Source organism: Patulibacter sp. (genome assembly GCF_030655195.1).
GTDB lineage: Bacteria > Actinomycetota > Thermoleophilia > Solirubrobacterales > Solirubrobacteraceae > Patulibacter.
The window spans coordinates 19,184-36,652 of record NZ_JAURWA010000099.1 but is presented as its reverse complement, the minus strand read 5'-3'; the positions used below and the strand labels follow the sequence as shown (position 1 = coordinate 36,652).

Sequence of the window (17,469 nt, the reverse complement as noted above, 5' to 3'; positions counted from 1 at the left end):
CCCATGGACCTCAACGGCAAGACCATCCTCGTGACGGGCGGGACCGGATCCTTCGGCTCCCGCTTCATTGATCGGCTCCTCGCCGACCACGATCCCAAGGCCGTGCGGGTCTACAGCCGCGACGAGCTCAAGCAGTCGGAGATGCAGCGACGCATCGGCGACGACCCACGCCTGCGCTACCTGATCGGCGACATCCGCGATCTCGCCCGCCTCGAGCGCGCGACCAAGGGCGTCGACGTCCTGATCCACGCCGCCGCGATGAAGCAGGTCCCGGCCTGCGAGTACAACCCCTTCGAGGCCGTCCAGACCAACGTCCTGGGCGCCGAGAACGTCGTCAGCGCCGCGCTGACCAACGAGGTCCCGACGGTGCTCGCGCTGTCGACCGACAAGGCCGTCAACCCGGTCAACCTGTACGGCGCGACGAAGCTGTGCATGGAGAAGATCGTCGTCCAGGGCAACGCCTACGCCGGCGACGTCGCGTCCCGCTTCGCGTGCGTCCGCTACGGCAACGTCGTCGGCTCGCGCGGCTCCGTCGTGCCGCTCTTCAAGGCCCAGGCCAAGACCGGCACGCTGACGATCACCGACGACCGCATGACCCGCTTCTGGATCACGCTGGACCAGGCCGTCGACTTCGTCCTCGCCGCGCTGGACTCGATGGGCGGCGGCGAGATCTTCGTGCCGAAGATCCCGTCGATGACCGTCACCGACATCGCCGACGCGCTCGCGCCGGACGCCAAGATCGAGATCACCGGCATCCGCCCCGGCGAGAAGCTCCACGAGGTCATGCTGACCGAGGACGAGTCGCGGCACTCCGTCGAGCAGGACGAGCGCTTCGTAATCCTGCCGGAGTACGCGTCGTGGCCGACGGTCACGCACGAGGGCACGACGCCCGAGATCGGCTACCGCTACTCGTCCGACAACAACACCGTGTGGCTCGGCGTCGAGGACCTCCGCGAGTGGGCGGACGACGTCACCGCCGCCGTATGACCCGCGGGGCCCCGCTCCCCTACGCCCGCCAGGACATCGACGAGGCCGACGTCGCCGCGGTCGTCGAGGCGCTGCGGGACCCGTTCATCACCCAGGGCCCGCGCGTCGAATCGTTCGAGCGCGCCGTCGCCGCGCGAACCGGTGCGAAGCACTGCGTCGCGTTCAGCTCCGGCACCGCCGCGCTGCACGCCGCGATCTTCGCCGCCGACGTCGGCCCCGGCGACGAGGTGATCTCGTCGCCGATCACGTTCGCGGCGTCCACCAACGCCGCGCTCTACCAGGGCGCCACGCCGCGCTTCGTCGACATCGACCCGGCCACGTGGAACCTCGACACCGCCGCGGCCGCCGCCGCGGTCAACGAGCGCACGAAGGCGATCGTCCCGGTCAGCTTCACCGGCCTGCCCGTCGACCTCGCCCCGCTCGACGGCGTGCGCGACCGCGTCGTCGTCATCGAGGACGCCGCCCACGCCCTGGGCGCGCACCGCCACGGCGGGCCCGTCGGCGGGCCCGGCGGCGCGGATATCACGTGCTTCTCGCTGCACCCCGCCAAGACGATCACCGCCGGCGAGGGCGGCTTGGCGACGACCGAGGACGACGAGCTCGCCCGGAGGCTGCGCATCTTCCGCACCCACGGCATCACGAAGCAGGACATCCACCCGTCCGCGGACGAGGGTGCCTGGTACTACGAGATGCAGGAGCTGGGCTTCAACTACCGCATCACCGACGTGATGTGCGCGCTCGGCGAGAGCCAGCTCACCCGCCTGGACGAGTTCGTCGACCGCCGCAACGCGCTGGCCGCCCGCTATCGCGAGCTGCTCGCCGACGAGCCGCGGATCACCCTGCCGCCCGAGGCACCCGAGGACTCCCGCCACGGCCGGCACCTCTTCGTCGTCCACGTCGAAGGCGGCGGCGCTGCGCGCCGCGCCACGTTCGAGGGCCTGCAGGAGCGCGGCGTCGGCTGCCAGGTGCACTACGTGCCGGTCTACCGCCTGCCCTACTACCGCGACCGGCTCGGCGTCCCGCAGGAGGACTGCCCGCACGCCGAGGCCTACTACTGGGGTGCGATCTCGCTGCCCCTGTTCCCGCTGATGACCGACGATGACGTGCTTCGCGTCGTCCTCGACCTGAAGGACAGCCTCCCCGCATGACCGACGACGTCCGCCTGCCCGAGTCCGCACGACTGCGAGAGCGGGCGGCGTCGCTGGTCCCGGCGTGGACCCACACGCTGTCGAAGAACCCGACCCAGTGGATGCAGGGCATCGCGCCGGCCTTCCTGGCCCGCGGTGCCGGCGCGCACGTCTGGGACGTCGACGGCAACCGCTACGTGGACCTGCCGATGGCCCTCGGGCCGATCATCCTCGGCCACGCGCACCCGGTCGTCACCGAGGCGATCACGAAGCAGCTGCAGGACGGCATCACGTTCACCCTGCCCCACCCGATCGAGCTCGAGGTCGCCGAGCTCGTCCTGGACCGCGTCCCCGGGGTCGAGCGCATCCGCTTCGGCAAGACCGGCTCCGACGCCACGAGCGCGGCCGTCCGCCTGGCGCGCGCCGTCACGGGGCGGGATCACGTCCTGGCCGCCGGCTACCACGGCTGGCACGACTGGTTCATCGCCACGACGACCCGCGACCTGGGCGTCCCGGCGGCGGTCAAGGAGCTCTCCGGCACGTTCCCCTACGGCGACCTCGAAGGGCTGCGCGAGCGCCTCGAGGCGCGCCGCGGACTCGTCGCCGCGGTCGTGCTCGAGCCCAGCGGCGCGGAGGTCCCCGCCGACGGCTACCTGCAGGGCGTGATCGACCTGGCGCACGAGCACGGCGCCCTCGTGGTCTTCGACGAGGTCATCACCGGCTTCCGCCTGGGCCGGGGCGGCGCACAGGAGCGCTACGGCGTCCAGGCCGACCTCGTCGCGTTCGGCAAGGCGCTGGGCAACGGCATGCCGATCAGCGCGCTCGCGGGCCGCGCCGAGCACATGGACGTCCTCAACGACGTCTTCTTCTCGGGCACCCACGGCGGCGAGATCCTCTCCCTCGCGGCCGCCCGGGCGACGCTGGGTGTCCTCGACGCCGACGCCTACGCGCGGCTCTACAGCGCCGGGGCGTGGCTGCGGGCCCGCGTCGAGGTGTCCGTCGCGACGCACGACCTCAGTCACCTGGTGTCCGTCTCCGGCGAGGATCCCCGCACGCTCGTGCTCGTGAGCGAGCCAGACGGGGCCGACGGTCTCTGGGCCAAGAGCCTGGTCCAGCAGGAGATGGCCCGCCGCGGCGTGCTCTACAACGGCAACAACTTCATCTGCCTCGCGCACAGCGACGAGGACCTCGAGCAGGTCGCCGACGCCTACGACGCGGGCTTCTCGGCCCTCGCCCGCGGGCTGTCGTCGGGCGGCGCGGCGGGCGTCCTGGCCCTGCTGGAGGCTGACGCCCTCTCACCTGCGTTCCGGGCCGTCCGGTGACTCGTCGCCACTCGGGCTGCCATCCCGCTTCCCCCACCTCCGGAGCCCTCCGATGAACACCTTCGCCGAGACCTTCGAGATCGGCGGCACCCCCGTCGGCGGCGGCGCGCCGTGCTACGTGATCGCCGAGGCGGGCGCCAACCACGACCGCGACCTCGACGTCGCACGCGAGCTGATCGACGTCGCCACCGAAGCGGGCGCGAACGCGGTCAAGTTCCAGACCTACACGGGCCAGGACCTCTACTCCAGCCGCACCCCGGCGTTCGACTACCTCGACGACGACCGCACGCCGCAGCAGCTGCTCGACGACATCGCCCTGCCGCGCGAGTGGCAGCCGCTCCTGGCGGAGCACGCCCGCGAGCGGGGGATCGACTTCTTCTCCAGCCCGTTCGACCGCGCCGCCGTGGACCAGCTGAAGGCCCTCGGCGTCCCGGCGATGAAGATCGCGTCGTTCGAGATCGTCGACCTGGGCCTGATCGAGCACGCCGCCGGCGCCGGGGTGCCGATCATCCTCTCGACCGGGATGGCCACCTACGGCGAGATCGAGGAGGCGCTCGCCGCCGTGGCCCGCGCGGGCAACCCGCACGTCGCGCTCCTGCGCTGCGCGTCGGTCTACCCCTCGCCGCCGGAGATCATGAACCTCCGCGCGATGCCGACCCTGCGTCAGGCGTTCGGCGTCCCGGCCGGGCTCAGCGACCACACCACCGGGATCGCGACGGCGACCGGCGCGGCGGCGCTGCAGATGGACGTCCTCGAGAAGCACTTCACCCTCTCCCGCGATCGCCCAGGCCCCGACCACCCGTTCGCGATCGAGCCGGACGAGCTGAAGGCCCTGGTGGCGAACGTGCGCGAGGTCGAGACCGCCCTCGGCAACGGCCGCATGGAGGGCCCGTCCGCCCTCGAGGCCAGCGAGATGCACGGCAACGCGCGCCGCTCCGTCATCGCCGCGGTCGAGATCCCGAAGGGCACTGAGATCACCGAGGCGATGCTCACCGTCAAGCGCCCCGGCTTCGGCATCAAGCCGCGCGACCTGCAGCTCGTCGTCGGCCGCGTCGCCCGCGTGGACATCCCGTTCGACGAGATCGTCACCTGGGAGATGGTGTAGCCGCGATGCTCGAGGCGCTCCGCGGCCGGTTGCGTCCCGGCGGAGCGGGAACCGTGCTGTCGGCTCTCCGCCCAGCCCCCGGGCGACGTCCGGAGCTGGACGGCCTGCGGGGCATCGCGGTCGCCTTGGTGGTCATTGCGCACGCCTGGAACGGGGTGTCGCCCTACAACCGGCCGTTCTACGCGGGTGCGCCGTCCGTGCTGCCCGGAGGGGGCGAGATGGGCGTGCAGCTCTTCTTCGTGCTCTCGGGCTTCCTCATCACGGGGATCCTCGTGCGTGGGTGGTCCGACCGCGGCGTCCGAGGGCTGCCGACCTTCTACGCGCGCAGGGCCCTCCGTCTGCTCCCGGCCCTCCTCAGCGTCTGCTTCGTCTACGGCGTCGCGATCCTGCTGACCAAGGACGGTCCCGGTCTCGAGCGGCACCTCGCGGCCAACTCGATCTGGGCGGCGGTGACCTACACGTCGAACTTCCCGCTGTTTCCGAATGACAACTTCCTCGGTCACACCTGGACGCTGGCCGTGGAGGAGCAGTTCTACCTCGTCTGGCCGGCGCTCCTCTACGTCGCGCTGCGCCTCGGTGGCCGGCGCCACGGCATCAAGCTCGCAGGTGCGGTCGCGGTCGCAACAATCGTGGCCACCGTGCTGGCCCGTCACGCACCGGGGGTATCGGCCGAGACCATCGTGACGCGACTTCGGTGGGACGCACTCGGCGTCGGGGCGCTCCTGGCGCTGTTCCCGATCGCGATCAACCGCTGGGTCGGGATCGCCGGGCTCGCGATCGTGCTCTACGTGTCCTACGAGGGCGGAGTGGTCGACCCTGACGTCTACCTCGTGACGGCCCTGGCCTCCGCAGCCGTGATCGGCGCGTCGGCACGCCTACCCTGGCTGGCGTGGCGCCCGCTGCAGTTCCTCGGCCTGATCAGCTACGGCCTCTACCTATGGCACATGGTCGTCCTGCGACTCGGGTGGCCCGGACCCGTGTCGGTGCTGGTGGCCGTCGTCGTCTCGGTCGCGTCGTACGTGCTGCTCGAGCTGCCGATCATGCGTCGGGGGGCCGCGATGCTCGCGCGTCGCGCCGACGGGCGACGGCGGGCAGATCCGGGCCCAGGGCCCATCGCCGCCGGCGGACGGACCGACGCGTGAGGTCCTTCCTGGGTCGCCTCCTCCACCCCGACGGGCGTCTCGACGAGGCGGCCAAGCACGGGCGCAGCGCCAACAACTTCGACCTGCTGCGGCTGTTCGGCGCGCTCGCGGTCCTCTTCGCGCACTCGTTCGCGCTCACAGTCACCCGGCAACCACAGCCGCTCAACCTCGACTGGGGCGCGTTCGGGGTCCTCGTCTTCTTCTCGATCAGCGGCTTCCTGATCGCGCGAAGCTGGGCCTACGAGCCGCGGCTGCTGCCGTTCCTGTTCAAGCGGGCGCTCCGGCTGTGGCCGGCGCTGCTCGCATCGCTAGTGGTCTGCGCGCTGGTGCTCGGCCCGCTCGTCACCGTCCTGCCGTTCCGCGCGTACGTCGACGACCCGGGGACGAAGGCGTTCGTCCTCCAGAACGCCCTGCTGCAGACCACCTACGGCCTGCCGGGTGTGTTCGGCGACGTCGTCTACCCCGGCGCGGTCAACGGGTCGCTCTGGACCCTGCCGCTCGAGTTCAAGGCCTACTGCTTCATCGCCGTCCTCGGGCTGCTCGGGTTGCTTCGGCCGCGGTTCCGCCTGCTGATGGTCCCGGTGGCCGTGCTGATCGCGGCCCTGCTGCTCAAGGACGTGCGCGACGCTGTCCCCGGCGCCAACCACGGGATCGCCATGCTCGTCGACATCCAGGCCACGCCCGCCGCCGCGTACCAGGCGTCGCTGGGCGGGTACGCGACGCAGCTGAAGCCGTTCGCCGCGTTCGCGATCGGGGCGGGACTCTTCGCCGCCGCCCGGTGGGTGCCGATGCGCTGGACCTTCGGGGCGATCCTCGCGACCGCCTGGCTCTGCTGCATCTTCCTCGGGTCGCCCGAGGTCATCGAGACGTCGACCGCCTGGGCGATCCCGTACCTGGTGCTGCTGCTCGCCTACCGGACCCACCATCTGATCCGCTGGCCTGCCCGCCTGGGCGACTACTCCTACGGGCTCTACGTGTGGGCGTTCCCGGTCCAGCAGACGGTGTCGAAGGTGATCGAGCCGACGAGCGGATGGGCGATGTTCGCGATCTCGCTGCCGGCCACGGCGGTGCTGGCCGTGCTCTCTTGGCACCTGATCGAAGCCCCGGCCCTGACCCTCAAGAACCGCCTGAACCCCCCGCTGGCCGCCCCTCCGTCCGTCCTCACCCACCCCGACGACCGCGCGGAGCTCGACCCCGCCGCCCAGCCGCACCCCGGCGCAGCCCGCGGCTGAGCGCCGCACGCCCCTCCGCTCAGAGGCGGCCGGTGCCCTTCCCGACGAACCGCAGCACGACCCAGCGGTAGAGCCGGAGCGCCGGTGCGGTCAGCCGCGCGGCGGCCGGCGGGAACACGGGCGAGTCCAGGGCGGGGTGCATCAGCCGCAGGTACGTCGCATCGCCCACCACCCGGGTGGCCTGCACGTACGCCCGGCGTTCGCGCAGGGCCCGGCGCGAGCGCCACAGCTCGCCGTACGCAGCGCGCTTCGGCCGGATCCACCCGCCCTGGACCGCCCCCGCGACGATCGCCAGCTCGATCGCGAGGAGCAGCGGCGCGAGCAGGAGGAGCGTCCGCGCCTCGAAGTGCGCCAGGACGCACCACAGGCGGTTGCGCTCCAGCCACCGCCACTTGTAGTCGCCCTTCTCGAAGACGTAGTCGTGCTCGACGACGGCCATCGGAACGAGGAGCACCCTCCACCCGGCCAGCCACGCGCGCCAGGCGAAGTCGACGTCGTCGTAGTACATGAAGAAGCCGGGGGTGAAGCCTCCGAGCGCCTCGAACGCCTCGCGTCGGACGAGGATCGCGGCGCCCGAGGCAGAGGCCACCTCCCGGGGCGGTCCGTCCTCCGGGGCCTCGCCCCAGCGCCCGGCCCAGGCAATCCCGGAGAGGTGCACCGGGTTGTCGCCCGCGTTGACCTCGCGGCCGCCCGGGAGCAGCACCTGGGCGCCCGCGAGTGCTGCGGTCGGGTCGTCGTCGAGGCAGACCGCGAGTTGCTCCAGGCAGTCCGGTGCCGCCGCCGCGTCCGTGTTCAGGAAGAAGATCCGCTCGCCCGTCGCCGCCGCGACCCCTGCGCGGCAGGCCTCGACGTACCCGGCGTTCTGCCCCAGCCCCACGATGGTCGCCGCCGGCTCGAGCGCCCGGACCCGGGCGGCCCAGTCGTCGCCCTCGCGCTGGTCGACGTAGACGATCTCGGGCACCCCGGCGCTCTGGGCGCGCAGCGACGCGAACGCCCGGCGGAGGTCGTCGAGGTCCTCGCGGTAGCCGACGAGGACGGCGCTGACGGACGGGGCGGGGCGAGCGGCGGGAGGCATGGCGGGGCGGCGGCGTGACGGTCCGGGACGGGTCCATCGCACTAAGCTCTGCCGCCAGATGCTGCCACCCTCCGTGCGCAGCCGCCTCTCGGCGGCCGGCAACGCCTACGTCTTCGAGCATCCCGACCTCGTGGACCGTGCCGCGGCACGTCTTCGGCGGCCGCTGGACCGCGCGTTCCTGCGGCGCGTCACCGCGTTCGCGGACCTCGAGCGGCTCGGCGACGTCGTCCGACGCGAGGCGCCCCCGGCGACGGGCCCGCACGTGCTCCTCGTCGCCCTGCGGGGCTGGCCCGACCACAACGCGTTCGAGGCGGTCGTCGCGGCGGCGCTGCGGATGCGCGGTGCGCGGGTCACCCTACTGACCTGCGGAGGCGGCCTCCCGCTGTGCGAGATGGGCTGGGGCCGGAGGGCCTGGCCGCGCCCGTGCGACCGCTGCGCCCCGCACACCGCCGGCGTCGCCGAGCGGCTCGGGCTCGAGCACGAGCGGCTGGCCGACCTGCTCCCCTGGGGCGGCGACGGCCGCCGCGCCCCCTCGCCCACCGAGGTCTCCGCGGACGCCGTCGAGATCTCCCGCGCCTGGATCCTGCGCACGAGCGTTCCCGGGGACGCCCCGGACGGCGCAGCGGTCGGCACCGATCTCCAAGCCGGCGTCGACGGGGTGGCCGGGGTGGCCGAGGAGCTGCTGGACCGCCTGCGCCCCGACGTCCTGTTCACCGTCAACGGCCTCTTCTCCGCTGAGCACGCGCTCCGGGAGGCCGCGAAGGCCCGCGGGATCCGCTGCCCGACGTACGAGATTTCCCCGCGGGCGGGCGCCCTGGCGTTCTCACAGGAGGCGCCCGCGCCGGAGTACGACACCGACCACGCGTGGTCGGTGTGCCGGGACCGTCCGCTCGAGCCCGAGCAGCGGGCCGCCGTCACGGGGCTGCTCGACGACCGCGCCAGCGGCCGGGGCGCGCACGAGTCGTATTTCACGTCGGTCGAGGACGATCACGAACGCCTGCGGGCGGCCGTCGGGATCCCTCCTGGCGCCCGGCTCGCCAGCCTGTTCACGAACTTGACCTGGGACTCCGCCGCGCTCGGCCGCGACGTGGGGTTCGCGGGGATGATGGACTTCATCGAGCGGGCGGTCCGCGGCGTCGCCGCCATCGACGGGATGCACCTCGTGATCCGCATCCACCCCGCCGAGACCCGCTGGCGGACCCGCGAGACGGTCGAGGCGGCACTCCTCGAGCGTCTGGGCGGCGTCCTGCCGGCAACGGCGCACGTCATCGGCCCGGACCAGCCGCTCGGCTCCTACGCCCTGCTCGACGCCTCGGACCTCGTCCTCGGCTACACGACCACGATCGGGCTCGAGGCCGCCACCGCGGGCTTCCCGGTGCTCGTCGGCGGGGACGTCCACTACCGCGGTCGCGGCTTCACCTACGACGTCGAGGGACCCGACGACCTGACCCGTCTGCTCGCCGACCCCCCCGGACGACTCAACGACGAGCAGCGCGAGCTGGCCCTGCGGTACGCCTTCACGTTCTTCTACCGCGGCTTCGTGCCCTTGCGGTCCGTCACGGTGCAGGCGGGCAAGGTCAGCGCGATCGACGCGACGCCGGAGCGGCTGCGACCGGGCGGCGACGCCCACCTGGACTGGGTCGCCGACCGCCTGCTCGACGGCGAGGACCTGCTGCTGCCCGACGAGCTCGCGCTGGCGTGAGCGGCTCCGCCCTCGCCGTCGTTCAGGCCCGCGCGTCGTCCTCGCGGCTGCCGGGCAAGGTCCTCGCCGACGTCCACGGCGAGCCGATGCTCGCCCTCATGCTGCGCCGGCTCGAGGCCGCCCGGAGCCTGGGCGGGGTCGTGCTCGCGACGAGCGACGAGCGGTCGGACGACCCCGTCGCGGCACTCGGGGCCGAGCTCGGGGTCGCGGTCCACCGTGGGCCCCTCGACGACGTCCTGGCCCGCTTCGTCGGGGCACTCGCGGACCGCTCCGACGACGACGTGGCGGTGCGGCTGACGGGCGACTGCCCCCTGATCGACCCCGCGGCCGTCGACGCCGTCGTTGCGCTCCTCCGGGACGACCCCGACGTCGCCTACGTTCAGAACGTCCTGCCGCGCTCCGTTCCCGACGGCAGCGACGCGGAGGCCTTCCGGGTCGGGGCGCTGCGCGCACTCGCGGCCGCTGGCCCGACCGCCGAGGAGCGCGAGCACGTGACCCTCGGCCTGCGCAACGACCCCGGCCGCTGGCCCGCCGCTGCGGTACCGATCACCGACGCGACGCTCGGGCCCCTTCGGTGGACCGTCGACACCGCGGAAGACATGGCGTTCGTCCGCGAGGTCGTGGGTCGCCTCGGCCCGCGGCGCCACGAAGCCGACACCGCCGAGATCCGCCGGGCCGTCACCCGCGCGCCGAGCCTCGCCGAGGACGGCCTGCGCGGCTGACCCGGGTCCGGGCTGCGTGCGGCGCCTGCGGGCCGCCGGCCCGGGGGCGAGCGTCCCGGTCGGCCGCCGCACCGTGACGGACCCGGCCGGGCCGGTGGGCTCAGTCGGCCCGGACCGCGGTGACGACGAGCAGCTCGCCGTCGTCGTACGGGGCGCCGTCCCAGCCCGCGAACGTCTCGACCTCGCCGAAGCCCGCGTCGTGCAGCAGCGCGACGAGGTCGTCGGTCGCGTACAGGCGCAGGGCCTCGCGGCGGCCCTCGTCGATCTCGCCCGTTGTCCGGTGCACGAAGGTCTTGCGGTGCGTCAGGACTCCGGTCTCCCCGTCCAGGTGCAGGTCGCTGAGGTAGAAGCGCCACGGATCGCCGTCCGGGAGCTCCGACCACAGCCGCGCGCGGCCGTCCTCCGCGTCGTCGAGGAGCTGACGCCACGACGGGTGCGGGTAGAGCTCGAGCACAAGCCGCCCGCCCGGCTTCAGACCGTCGCGCAGGCGGTCGAGCAGGGCTCGAGCCGACCCGGGGGCGACGGCGTCGAAGTACGCGAGCGCGCCGGTAATGACGATGGCCGCGTCCCACTCCCCCGCCCCGCCGAGGTCCATCGTCAGCGCGTCCCCGGCCGCGAAGCGCAGGCCCGCCGCACCGTCGTCCGTCGCCCACTGCTCGGCGAAGGCGATCCGCGACCGCGCGAGGTCCACCCCGAGCGCCGATGCCAGCAGGCCGCGACGGGCCAGGTCGATCAGCAGCCGGCCGTTGCCGGTGCCGATCTCGAGGACCGTGGCGTCCGGGGGCAGCAGGGCCGCGACGACGTCGCCCTGCGCGACGTGCCGCTCGAGCGCCGAGCGACGGTAGGCGTCGAGCGCGCCGTCGTCGGCGAAGGTCGTCTCAAGCCCCTCGTACGCCGCCGCGATGCCGTCCATGCCCTCGTGCTCAGCCATCGGCCCATCTTCGCGGAACCGACCGGGACGCCGTCCCGCGGGCCCGCGGCTCAGCGGGCGTCGGCGGTCTCGTGCGCGTCGTCGCGACGCCCCGCCCGCTCGAGCAGCTCGTCGCGCTCGGTCTCGAGCCGACCGACCCGTTCGCGCAGCCGCGCGACCTCCTGGGCCAGCACCTTCGACTGGTCGGAGAGCTTCGACAGCACCAGCGAGAAGTGCAGCAGCAGCATCAGGACGAACCCGAACGCGACCGCGAAGAGCGCCGACGGGCCGTAGACGATGCCGGTCGCCCTCGAGATCGTCTCGAGCGCGTCGCCCCAGACCGACAGCGCCAGCAGCACGACCGTCGAGAACAGCCAGAGAAGGGCGTAGCGCTCCATCAGCCGACGACGGCGGACGAGCTCGAAGACGATGCCGAAGAGCCCGAGCGTCACGAAGATCGAGACGATCTGGAGCCGCGTGCCCATCAGAGGTTGCGCTCCGCCGCGACCGGAGCGGCGCCGCCCGGGACGGGCGTCGGCCGTGCGCGCATCAGCCCGATGAAGACGGCGAGCAGCACCTTGACCATGTAGAGGCCGGAATGCATCGTGCCGATTGAGGAGGTGCCGCCCTGGCGCTCGCGCATGATTACCGGGATCTCGGCGCTGCGCAGCTCGTGGGCGTGCATCAGGACGATCGCCTCGACCTCGGGGTAGTCGTGGGGGTAGTCCCGGGCGAAGAGGTCGATGGCGCGGTGGTCGGTCATCCGCAGTCCCGACGTCGGGTCGGTGACCGGCTGCCCGACGATCCGCGACAGCACCGCCGAGAACAGGCGGATGCCCGCGCGGCGGGACGCCGAGGAGCGGAACCCGTCGTGCCCGGCCCCGTCGACGAAGCGCGACCCGACGACCATGTTGAGGTTCGGGTCGGCGCGCAGCGCCGCGAGCAGGTCGGTCACGAAGGCCGCGTCGTGCTGACCGTCGCCGTCGATCTGCACGGCATAGTCGTAGCCGTTCTCGCGGGCGTACTGGTACCCCGCCTGGACGGCCCCGCCGATGCCCAGGTTGAACGGCATCTGCAGCACGCGGGCCCCGGCGTCGCGAGCACGGTCCCCCGTGCCGTCGGTCGAGCCGTCGTCGATGACCACGAGGTCGATGTCCGGCTGCGTCTCGCGCACGTGGCGGACCGTGCCCGCGATCGCCTCCGCCTCGTTGTAGGCGGGCACGATGGCGAGGACGCGGAACATGGCGCAGGTTGGCGGGGCGGTCGACATGGCGTGGTGGGACCGGCGTGGTGGGACCGGCGTACACACGCGTCGCGGACCGTCCAGCAGCCTATCGCCAACCCGGCGGCCTCGCGGAGCCTTCCCGACCGGTGCCGGTCGTCCCCGTCAGCGCGGGTCGGGCACGGGGCCGCCGGTGCCGTCGTCCCGGGGGGCATCCGACCGCGAGGGGCCGTCGGTGCCTGCCGTGGCGGCCCGCGCGTCGTCGTCCACCGTCGGGGGTTCCGGCCGGGGCCCCGGGGTCGTCGCCAGCCGGTCATCGGTGTCGCCCGCCGCGACGATGGCGCGCCACAGGAGCAGCGGTGCGGCGACGACCAGCAGCAGCGCCATCACCCCGTAGAAGACGGGCGTCACGATCCCCGGGCGCAGCACCGTGGCCCGCCGCACCATGTCGGAGGCCATCTCGAGATACGTGCGCCGACCGGACTCGGCGAGCGGGAAGAAGACGCCCCAGTCACCGTCGAGCTCTCGACGACCGTCGAGCGCGACGCTGTAGTCGACGGTGTTGTCGCCCACGAGGGAGAGGCTCCGGCGGCCCAGGTTCCGGGCGCAGACCGCGACCGACCGCTCGGGGGTGACCGCCGCCTCGAGGGGTGCGGTCACGAATCCACCGAGGGCGATCTCGTAGCCGCCGGGAACGCGGGCCCGTTGCAGCACCCGGCGGGTGCGGAGGTCGCGGACGGAGACCTCGAGGGCGGGCCCCGGTCGCCCCGCGGTGTCGACCGCCAGCCCGACCTGGCTCACCGCGCGGTCGATGTCGACGGGGGACTGGCACGCCTCGTTGCCTGCCGGCAGCAGGCCGATCGACTTCTTGGCGAGGACGCCGAAGCGGACCGGCTGGTCCTCGCGGCCCTTGCTGCCGCGGTCGACGAGCACCAGGGCGCCGCTGACGAGGACCACCAGCATGGCGACCCCGACGGCGATCGACGACCTACGCATAGTACCTCGTGGCCGTCAGCGCCAGAGCGGCGATCTGCAGCACCACCAGGAACGCCAGCCAGCCTCCGGCGGCTCCCGGGCGCAGGCGCCGCGGGAAGGCCATGGCGGCCGCTCCGACGGCGAGTGCGCCGATGCCGGCGACCGGGAACAGGTAGCGCCCCTGGGCGAACGGCAGGTTGCCGTCGGTGCCGTTGATGAAGTCCTGCAGGTGCACGCCGCCGAAGACGCCGAGCGCCGCGATCGCCAGCACGACCATTGCCGCCGCGAACGGCGCGCTGCGCTCGCGCTCGCGCCCTTTCCAGCCGATCCGCCCCGCCCGGGCGGCGGCCACGCCGATCAGGACCGTGATCGCGAGGAACAGGTGCATCGCCCAGCGCGGGAACCACACGTTCACCCACCCGAAGGCCCCCCACGACGACCCGATCCAGAGGTTCAGGACGGGCCGTTCGGAAACCACCGGGTACTGGAACACCATGTCGTCCATGAAGGCCAGCTTCGGCAGGTAGAACTGCCACAGGTAGGAGCCGAACTCGCGGAGGTTCGGCCGGGTGTCGGCGATCACCTGCAGCTGGGGCGGGAAGACCTTCAGGGCGCCGCCGACGAAAACGACGGCCAGCGCACCCACCACCAGCGCCGCGACCAGGCCGAGCAGCCGGGGCACGCTGGCCCCGACCCGCGATCGCACCACCGGCAGGCCGTAGAGGATCGCGAAGGCCGCCGCGGGAGCGAGCGCAGCACCGGAGACCTTCGTCGCCGTCGCCGCCCCCACGAGGACGAGCAGCGCGAGCGCCGGTCTCCACGTCGTGCCGTGCAGCGCGACGCGGACCGCCAGCCACAGGACGAGCAGCGACAGCGCCGTCAGCATCGCGTCCGGGTTCACCCCGCCCGAGAGGAAGGAGATCATCGGCCACAGGCCGATCGTCGCGGCGGCGGCGAGCTGCGGCAGGCGGCGACGCCGGAAGACCTCGCCGGCCAGCAGCCACGCACCGATCGTCCCGACCAGCGCCCAGAGCCCGGAGACCCAGCGCATCGCGTAGAGGCGGTCGATCGCGGTGCCCGACGACGCGAGCCGGTACGGGATGGTCTCGATCGCGTAGTAGAGCGGCGGGTAGCCCGTGGCGCCGGTCCGTCGGCCCCCGTCCTTGCGGCTGCCCCGGTCGGCGATCGCGTCGTAGCGGCGCTGGGCCTCCGAGCTCCACGGCGGCTTCGCGTACGTGTTGAAGGCGACGGGGTAGCCGTTGCTCTGGGCCATCGCGTCGCGCGACTGGCGGGAGATCTCGCCGTACTGCCCACTGGCGGGGATGCCGGCGATGCGCGCCGCGGGGTCCTCGGCGTCTCCCCGCGTCGGCTTGCCGCCCTGCTCGACCAGCGTCTCCGCGTAGCCGAAGTGCTGCGGCTCGTCCGGGACCTGCCAGGCGGGGGTGGCGAAGGCCCACGTGCTCGTCGTGACGAAAACGACGAAGAGGAGGAGCAGCAGCGGCCGCGGGACGCTGATGCGACGCGCGGGGGTCGTCGGCTCGCCAGCTGCCGGACGACGCCGCGCCGGCAGGACGGAGCGCATCGGCCGCAACCATAGCTCCCGGATGCGCCCCCGTGCCGCCCAGGTGTACGCGGTGATCCGGGGACGCGCGGGGTGGACGGAGCCGATCAGCCTCTACGCTGTCGAGTCGGCCCATGACGAACCAGGCACCCCCAGCCATCCTCGTCGACGGCATCTCGAAGACCTTCGAGATCCCGACCGAGGGTGCCCACACGCTCAAGGAGCGCGCGCTGCACCCGCTCCGCCGCGGTCAGGTCCGCCGGATGCGCTCGCTGCGCAACGTCTCGTTCCACGTCGAGCGCGGCGAGTTCTTCGGCGTCGTCGGTCGCAACGGGTCGGGCAAGTCGACGATGCTCAAGACCCTGGCGGGCATCTACGGGATCGACGAGGGCGCGATCCACGTCGACGGGCGCATGTCGACGTTCATCGAGCTCGGGGTCGGCTTCAACCCCGACCTCGCCGCGTACGACAACGTCATGCTGAACGCGCAGATGCTCGGGCTCGGCCGCTCCGAGGCCCGTGCAAGGTTCGACAAGATCCTCGAGTTCGCCGAGCTGGGCGACTTCGCCGACCTGAAGATCAAGAACTACAGCTCGGGCATGCTCGTCCGGCTGGCGTTCGCGGTGATGATCCAGGTCGACGCCGAGATCCTGCTGATCGACGAGGTCCTCGCCGTCGGCGACGCCGCGTTCCAGCAGAAGTGCTTCGACGAGTTCGAGCGGATCCGCGACAGCGGCGCCACGGTCATCCTCGTCACCCACGACATGAGCGCCGTCAAGCGCTTCTGCGACCGGGCGCTGCTGCTCGAGCGCGGCACCGTCGTGGCGATCGGCGACCCCGAGGAGATCGGGGACCAGTACCTCGACATGAACTTCTCGGCCGACGCCCGCGCCGAGGTGGCCGCCGAGATCGCCGCGGACCCCGACGACGAGGAGACGTCGGCGGACCGCACGACGATCTCGCTCGCCGGCTCGGTCAACCACGACGTCGACCGCCACGGCAACCAGAAGGCGGAGATCGTCGACTCGTGGGTCGAGGACGAGAACGGCGACCGCGTCGAGGTCCTGACCTTCGGGTCGTCCTGCACGTTCGCGATGCGCGTGGCGTTCCACGAGACCGTCGAGAACCCGCTCTTCGGCATGAGCGTCCTGACCGACCAGGGCGTCACCGTCTTCGAGCCCAACAACCTCGACCTGCCGCCCGCCGGGCGCTTCGAGGCCGGCTCGGTCCACGAGTCGCGGATCACCTTCGAGTCCTACCTCGCCCCCGGGCGCTACGTCCTAACGCCGTCGGTGTGCAAGGACGAGTCGGGCCTGGAGTGGTTCGACCGTCGCCCGCGGATGCACAAGCTGCTCGTGACCGGGCACGTCAAGACGCTCGGCACGATGCACCCCCCCTTCCGGCTCGAGCTCACCGCTGCGACCGACGACCCGGCGGTGTCCACGTGAGCGCTCCCCAGACGACGGTCCCCGACGGCTTCAACGCCAAGCCGGTGGCCCGCGACTTCAGCGAGATCGACCGCTCGACGCTGAAGCCGCCGATCAAGGGCCCGTCGGCGCTGGGCACCGACTTCCGGCGCATGATGGGCCTGGCGTGGACGATGGCCACGGCCGAGTTCAAGCTCCGCTTCTACGGCTCGTTCCTCGGGTACTTCTGGCAGCTGGCCCGGCCGATGCTGCTCTTCGGCGTCCTGATGGTCGTCTTCACGGTCGTCGTCCGGCTGGGCAACGACGTCGAGCTCTACGGCCCGACGCTGCTCCTGGGCATCGTGCTGTTCACGTTCCTGGGCGACGCGACGGGCGGTGCGGTGTCGGCGATGGTCGACCGCGAGAACCTCGTCCGCAAGATCGACTTCCCGCGCATGGCGGTGCCGATCTCGGTCGTCATCCTCGCGTCGTTCAACCTGGTCCTCAACCTCATCCCGGTGCTGATCTTCCTGATCGCGTCCGGGGCCGAGATCCGCTGGACGTGGCTCGAGCTGCCGTTCCTGCTGCTCCTGCTCGGCGTCCTCTGCCTGGCGATCGCGATGATCTTGTCGGCGCTCTACGTGCGGTTCCGCGACGTGCGGCCGATCTGGGAGGTCGTGCTGCAGGCGATGTTCTACGCCTCGGGCGTGCTCGTCCCGGTCCAGGCGATCCAGGCGAAGTTCGGCGACACGATCGAGCGGATCCTGATGTTCAACCCGTTCTCGGCGATCCTGCAGCAGTCGCGCCACGCGATGATCGCCCCGAGCCACCCCAGCGCCCTGGACTCCGCCGGCGCCTGGTGGGTGCTGCTGATCCCCACGGCGATCACGCTCGCGCTGCTCTTCGGGGGCTTCTGGTACTTCAACCGCGAGGCCCCGCGGATCGCCGAGCGGCTCTAGCCGGGCGCCGGGCGGCAGGCCG

General features: G+C 72.5%; 16 protein-coding genes. 10 read left to right on the top strand and 6 right to left on the bottom strand.

The features are described from left to right. Positions 1-3 precede the first annotated feature (3 nt). Genes pseB through Q7T67_RS10295 form a run of 6 tightly spaced genes read left to right on the top strand, consistent with a single transcriptional unit; the run spans position 4 to position 6,915 of the window. On the top strand, positions 4-987 hold the full coding sequence (gene pseB, locus Q7T67_RS10320) for a UDP-N-acetylglucosamine 4,6-dehydratase (inverting) (RefSeq protein ID WP_304788748.1): 984 nt from the start codon (positions 4-6) through the stop codon (positions 985-987). Further along, positions 984-2,135 (top strand): UDP-4-amino-4,6-dideoxy-N-acetyl-beta-L-altrosamine transaminase, encoded by a 1,152-nt coding sequence (gene pseC / locus Q7T67_RS10315; RefSeq protein WP_304788745.1) that lies wholly within the window; start codon positions 984-986, stop codon positions 2,133-2,135. The genes pseB and pseC overlap by 4 nt, the downstream gene beginning before the upstream one ends. Further along, a complete protein-coding gene (locus Q7T67_RS10310) occupies positions 2,132-3,436 on the top strand; it encodes an aminotransferase class III-fold pyridoxal phosphate-dependent enzyme (protein WP_304788742.1) in 1,305 nt (434 codons plus the stop codon). The genes pseC and Q7T67_RS10310 overlap by 4 nt, the downstream gene beginning before the upstream one ends. Before the next feature lie 52 nt (positions 3,437-3,488). Then, positions 3,489-4,541, top strand: coding sequence for an N-acetylneuraminate synthase family protein (locus tag Q7T67_RS10305; RefSeq protein WP_304788741.1), 1,053 nt, complete (start codon positions 3,489-3,491; stop codon positions 4,539-4,541). 5 nt (positions 4,542-4,546) lie between these two features. Continuing rightward, positions 4,547-5,683: an acyltransferase gene (locus Q7T67_RS10300; protein WP_304788738.1), complete on the top strand. Its 1,137-nt coding sequence runs from the start codon at positions 4,547-4,549 to the stop codon at positions 5,681-5,683. After that, positions 5,680-6,915, top strand: coding sequence for an acyltransferase (locus Q7T67_RS10295; protein WP_304788735.1), 1,236 nt, complete (start codon positions 5,680-5,682; stop codon positions 6,913-6,915). The genes Q7T67_RS10300 and Q7T67_RS10295 overlap by 4 nt, the downstream gene beginning before the upstream one ends. Before the next feature lie 19 nt (positions 6,916-6,934). Here Q7T67_RS10295 and Q7T67_RS10290 read toward each other — a convergent pair whose 3' ends face one another. Continuing rightward, positions 6,935-7,990, bottom strand: coding sequence for a glycosyltransferase family 2 protein (locus Q7T67_RS10290; protein WP_304788733.1), 1,056 nt, complete (start codon positions 7,988-7,990; stop codon positions 6,935-6,937). 58 nt (positions 7,991-8,048) lie between these two features. On the opposite strand from Q7T67_RS10290, the gene Q7T67_RS10285 reads away from it, so the two are divergent. Together Q7T67_RS10285 and Q7T67_RS10280 are read left to right on the top strand one after the other, a co-directional pair. Further along, a complete protein-coding gene (locus Q7T67_RS10285; protein WP_304788731.1) occupies positions 8,049-9,692 on the top strand; it encodes a hypothetical protein in 1,644 nt (547 codons plus the stop codon). Beyond that, positions 9,689-10,414, top strand: a complete 726-nt coding sequence (locus Q7T67_RS10280; RefSeq protein WP_304788729.1) for a cytidylyltransferase domain-containing protein — start codon at positions 9,689-9,691, stop codon at positions 10,412-10,414. The genes Q7T67_RS10285 and Q7T67_RS10280 overlap by 4 nt, the downstream gene beginning before the upstream one ends. A 100-nt stretch (positions 10,415-10,514) precedes the next feature. Here Q7T67_RS10280 and Q7T67_RS10275 read toward each other — a convergent pair whose 3' ends face one another. The 5 genes from Q7T67_RS10275 to Q7T67_RS10255 all read right to left on the bottom strand — a co-directional run bounded on the left by Q7T67_RS10275 (position 10,515) and on the right by Q7T67_RS10255 (position 15,103). Further along, the gene (locus Q7T67_RS10275; protein WP_304788727.1) at positions 10,515-11,345 is read right to left on the bottom strand and encodes a bifunctional 2-polyprenyl-6-hydroxyphenol methylase/3-demethylubiquinol 3-O-methyltransferase UbiG; all 831 of its coding nucleotides are present in this window, start codon (positions 11,343-11,345) and stop codon (positions 10,515-10,517) included. A 50-nt stretch (positions 11,346-11,395) separates the two neighbouring features. Further along, positions 11,396-11,809: a DUF2304 domain-containing protein gene (locus Q7T67_RS10270; RefSeq protein WP_304788725.1), complete on the bottom strand. Its 414-nt coding sequence runs from the start codon at positions 11,807-11,809 to the stop codon at positions 11,396-11,398. Then, the gene (locus tag Q7T67_RS10265; protein ID WP_304788723.1) at positions 11,809-12,567 is read right to left on the bottom strand and encodes a glycosyltransferase family 2 protein; all 759 of its coding nucleotides are present in this window, start codon (positions 12,565-12,567) and stop codon (positions 11,809-11,811) included. Before Q7T67_RS10265 ends, Q7T67_RS10270 begins: the two co-directional genes overlap by 1 nt. A gap of 144 nt (positions 12,568-12,711) precedes the next feature. Further along, the gene (locus tag Q7T67_RS10260) at positions 12,712-13,542 is read right to left on the bottom strand and encodes a hypothetical protein (RefSeq protein ID WP_304788721.1); all 831 of its coding nucleotides are present in this window, start codon (positions 13,540-13,542) and stop codon (positions 12,712-12,714) included. Beyond that, positions 13,535-15,103 carry a DUF2142 domain-containing protein gene (locus Q7T67_RS10255; protein ID WP_304788719.1) on the bottom strand — a complete coding sequence of 523 codons (1,569 nt, stop codon included), beginning with the start codon at positions 15,101-15,103 and terminating at the stop codon, positions 13,535-13,537. The genes Q7T67_RS10260 and Q7T67_RS10255 overlap by 8 nt, the downstream gene beginning before the upstream one ends. A gap of 113 nt (positions 15,104-15,216) precedes the next feature. Here Q7T67_RS10255 and Q7T67_RS10250 point away from each other — a divergent pair, with 113 nt between their 5' ends. Further along, the gene (locus tag Q7T67_RS10250) at positions 15,217-16,530 is read left to right on the top strand and encodes an ABC transporter ATP-binding protein (protein ID WP_304788717.1); all 1,314 of its coding nucleotides are present in this window, start codon (positions 15,217-15,219) and stop codon (positions 16,528-16,530) included. Next, complete coding sequence (locus tag Q7T67_RS10245; protein ID WP_304788715.1) at positions 16,527-17,447, top strand: ABC transporter permease; 921 nt, start codon at positions 16,527-16,529, stop codon at positions 17,445-17,447. Before Q7T67_RS10250 ends, Q7T67_RS10245 begins: the two co-directional genes overlap by 4 nt. Positions 17,448-17,469: the final 22 nt, after the last annotated feature.

Bases quoted from the DNA above. Each gene is read 5' to 3' on its own strand.
- Q7T67_RS10255 (WP_304788719.1), bottom strand. From the start codon at position 15,103: ATGCGCTCCGTCCTGCCGGCGCGGCGTCGTCCGGCAGCTGGCGAGCCG.
- pseC (WP_304788745.1), top strand. From the start codon at position 984: ATGACCCGCGGGGCCCCGCTCCCCTACGCCCGCCAGGACATCGACGAG.
- Q7T67_RS10290 (WP_304788733.1), bottom strand. From the start codon at position 7,990: ATGCCTCCCGCCGCTCGCCCCGCCCCGTCCGTCAGCGCCGTCCTCGTC.
- Q7T67_RS10250 (WP_304788717.1), top strand. From the start codon at position 15,217: ATGACGAACCAGGCACCCCCAGCCATCCTCGTCGACGGCATCTCGAAG.
- pseB (WP_304788748.1), top strand. From the start codon at position 4: ATGGACCTCAACGGCAAGACCATCCTCGTGACGGGCGGGACCGGATCC.
- Q7T67_RS10275 (WP_304788727.1), bottom strand. From the start codon at position 11,345: ATGGCTGAGCACGAGGGCATGGACGGCATCGCGGCGGCGTACGAGGGG.
- Q7T67_RS10270 (WP_304788725.1), bottom strand. From the start codon at position 11,809: ATGGGCACGCGGCTCCAGATCGTCTCGATCTTCGTGACGCTCGGGCTC.
- Q7T67_RS10300 (WP_304788738.1), top strand. From the start codon at position 4,547: ATGCTCGAGGCGCTCCGCGGCCGGTTGCGTCCCGGCGGAGCGGGAACC.
- Q7T67_RS10305 (WP_304788741.1), top strand. From the start codon at position 3,489: ATGAACACCTTCGCCGAGACCTTCGAGATCGGCGGCACCCCCGTCGGC.
- Q7T67_RS10260 (WP_304788721.1), bottom strand. From the start codon at position 13,542: ATGCGTAGGTCGTCGATCGCCGTCGGGGTCGCCATGCTGGTGGTCCTC.
- Q7T67_RS10310 (WP_304788742.1), top strand. From the start codon at position 2,132: ATGACCGACGACGTCCGCCTGCCCGAGTCCGCACGACTGCGAGAGCGG.
- Q7T67_RS10285 (WP_304788731.1), top strand. From the start codon at position 8,049: ATGCTGCCACCCTCCGTGCGCAGCCGCCTCTCGGCGGCCGGCAACGCC.
- Q7T67_RS10265 (WP_304788723.1), bottom strand. From the start codon at position 12,567: ATGTTCCGCGTCCTCGCCATCGTGCCCGCCTACAACGAGGCGGAGGCG.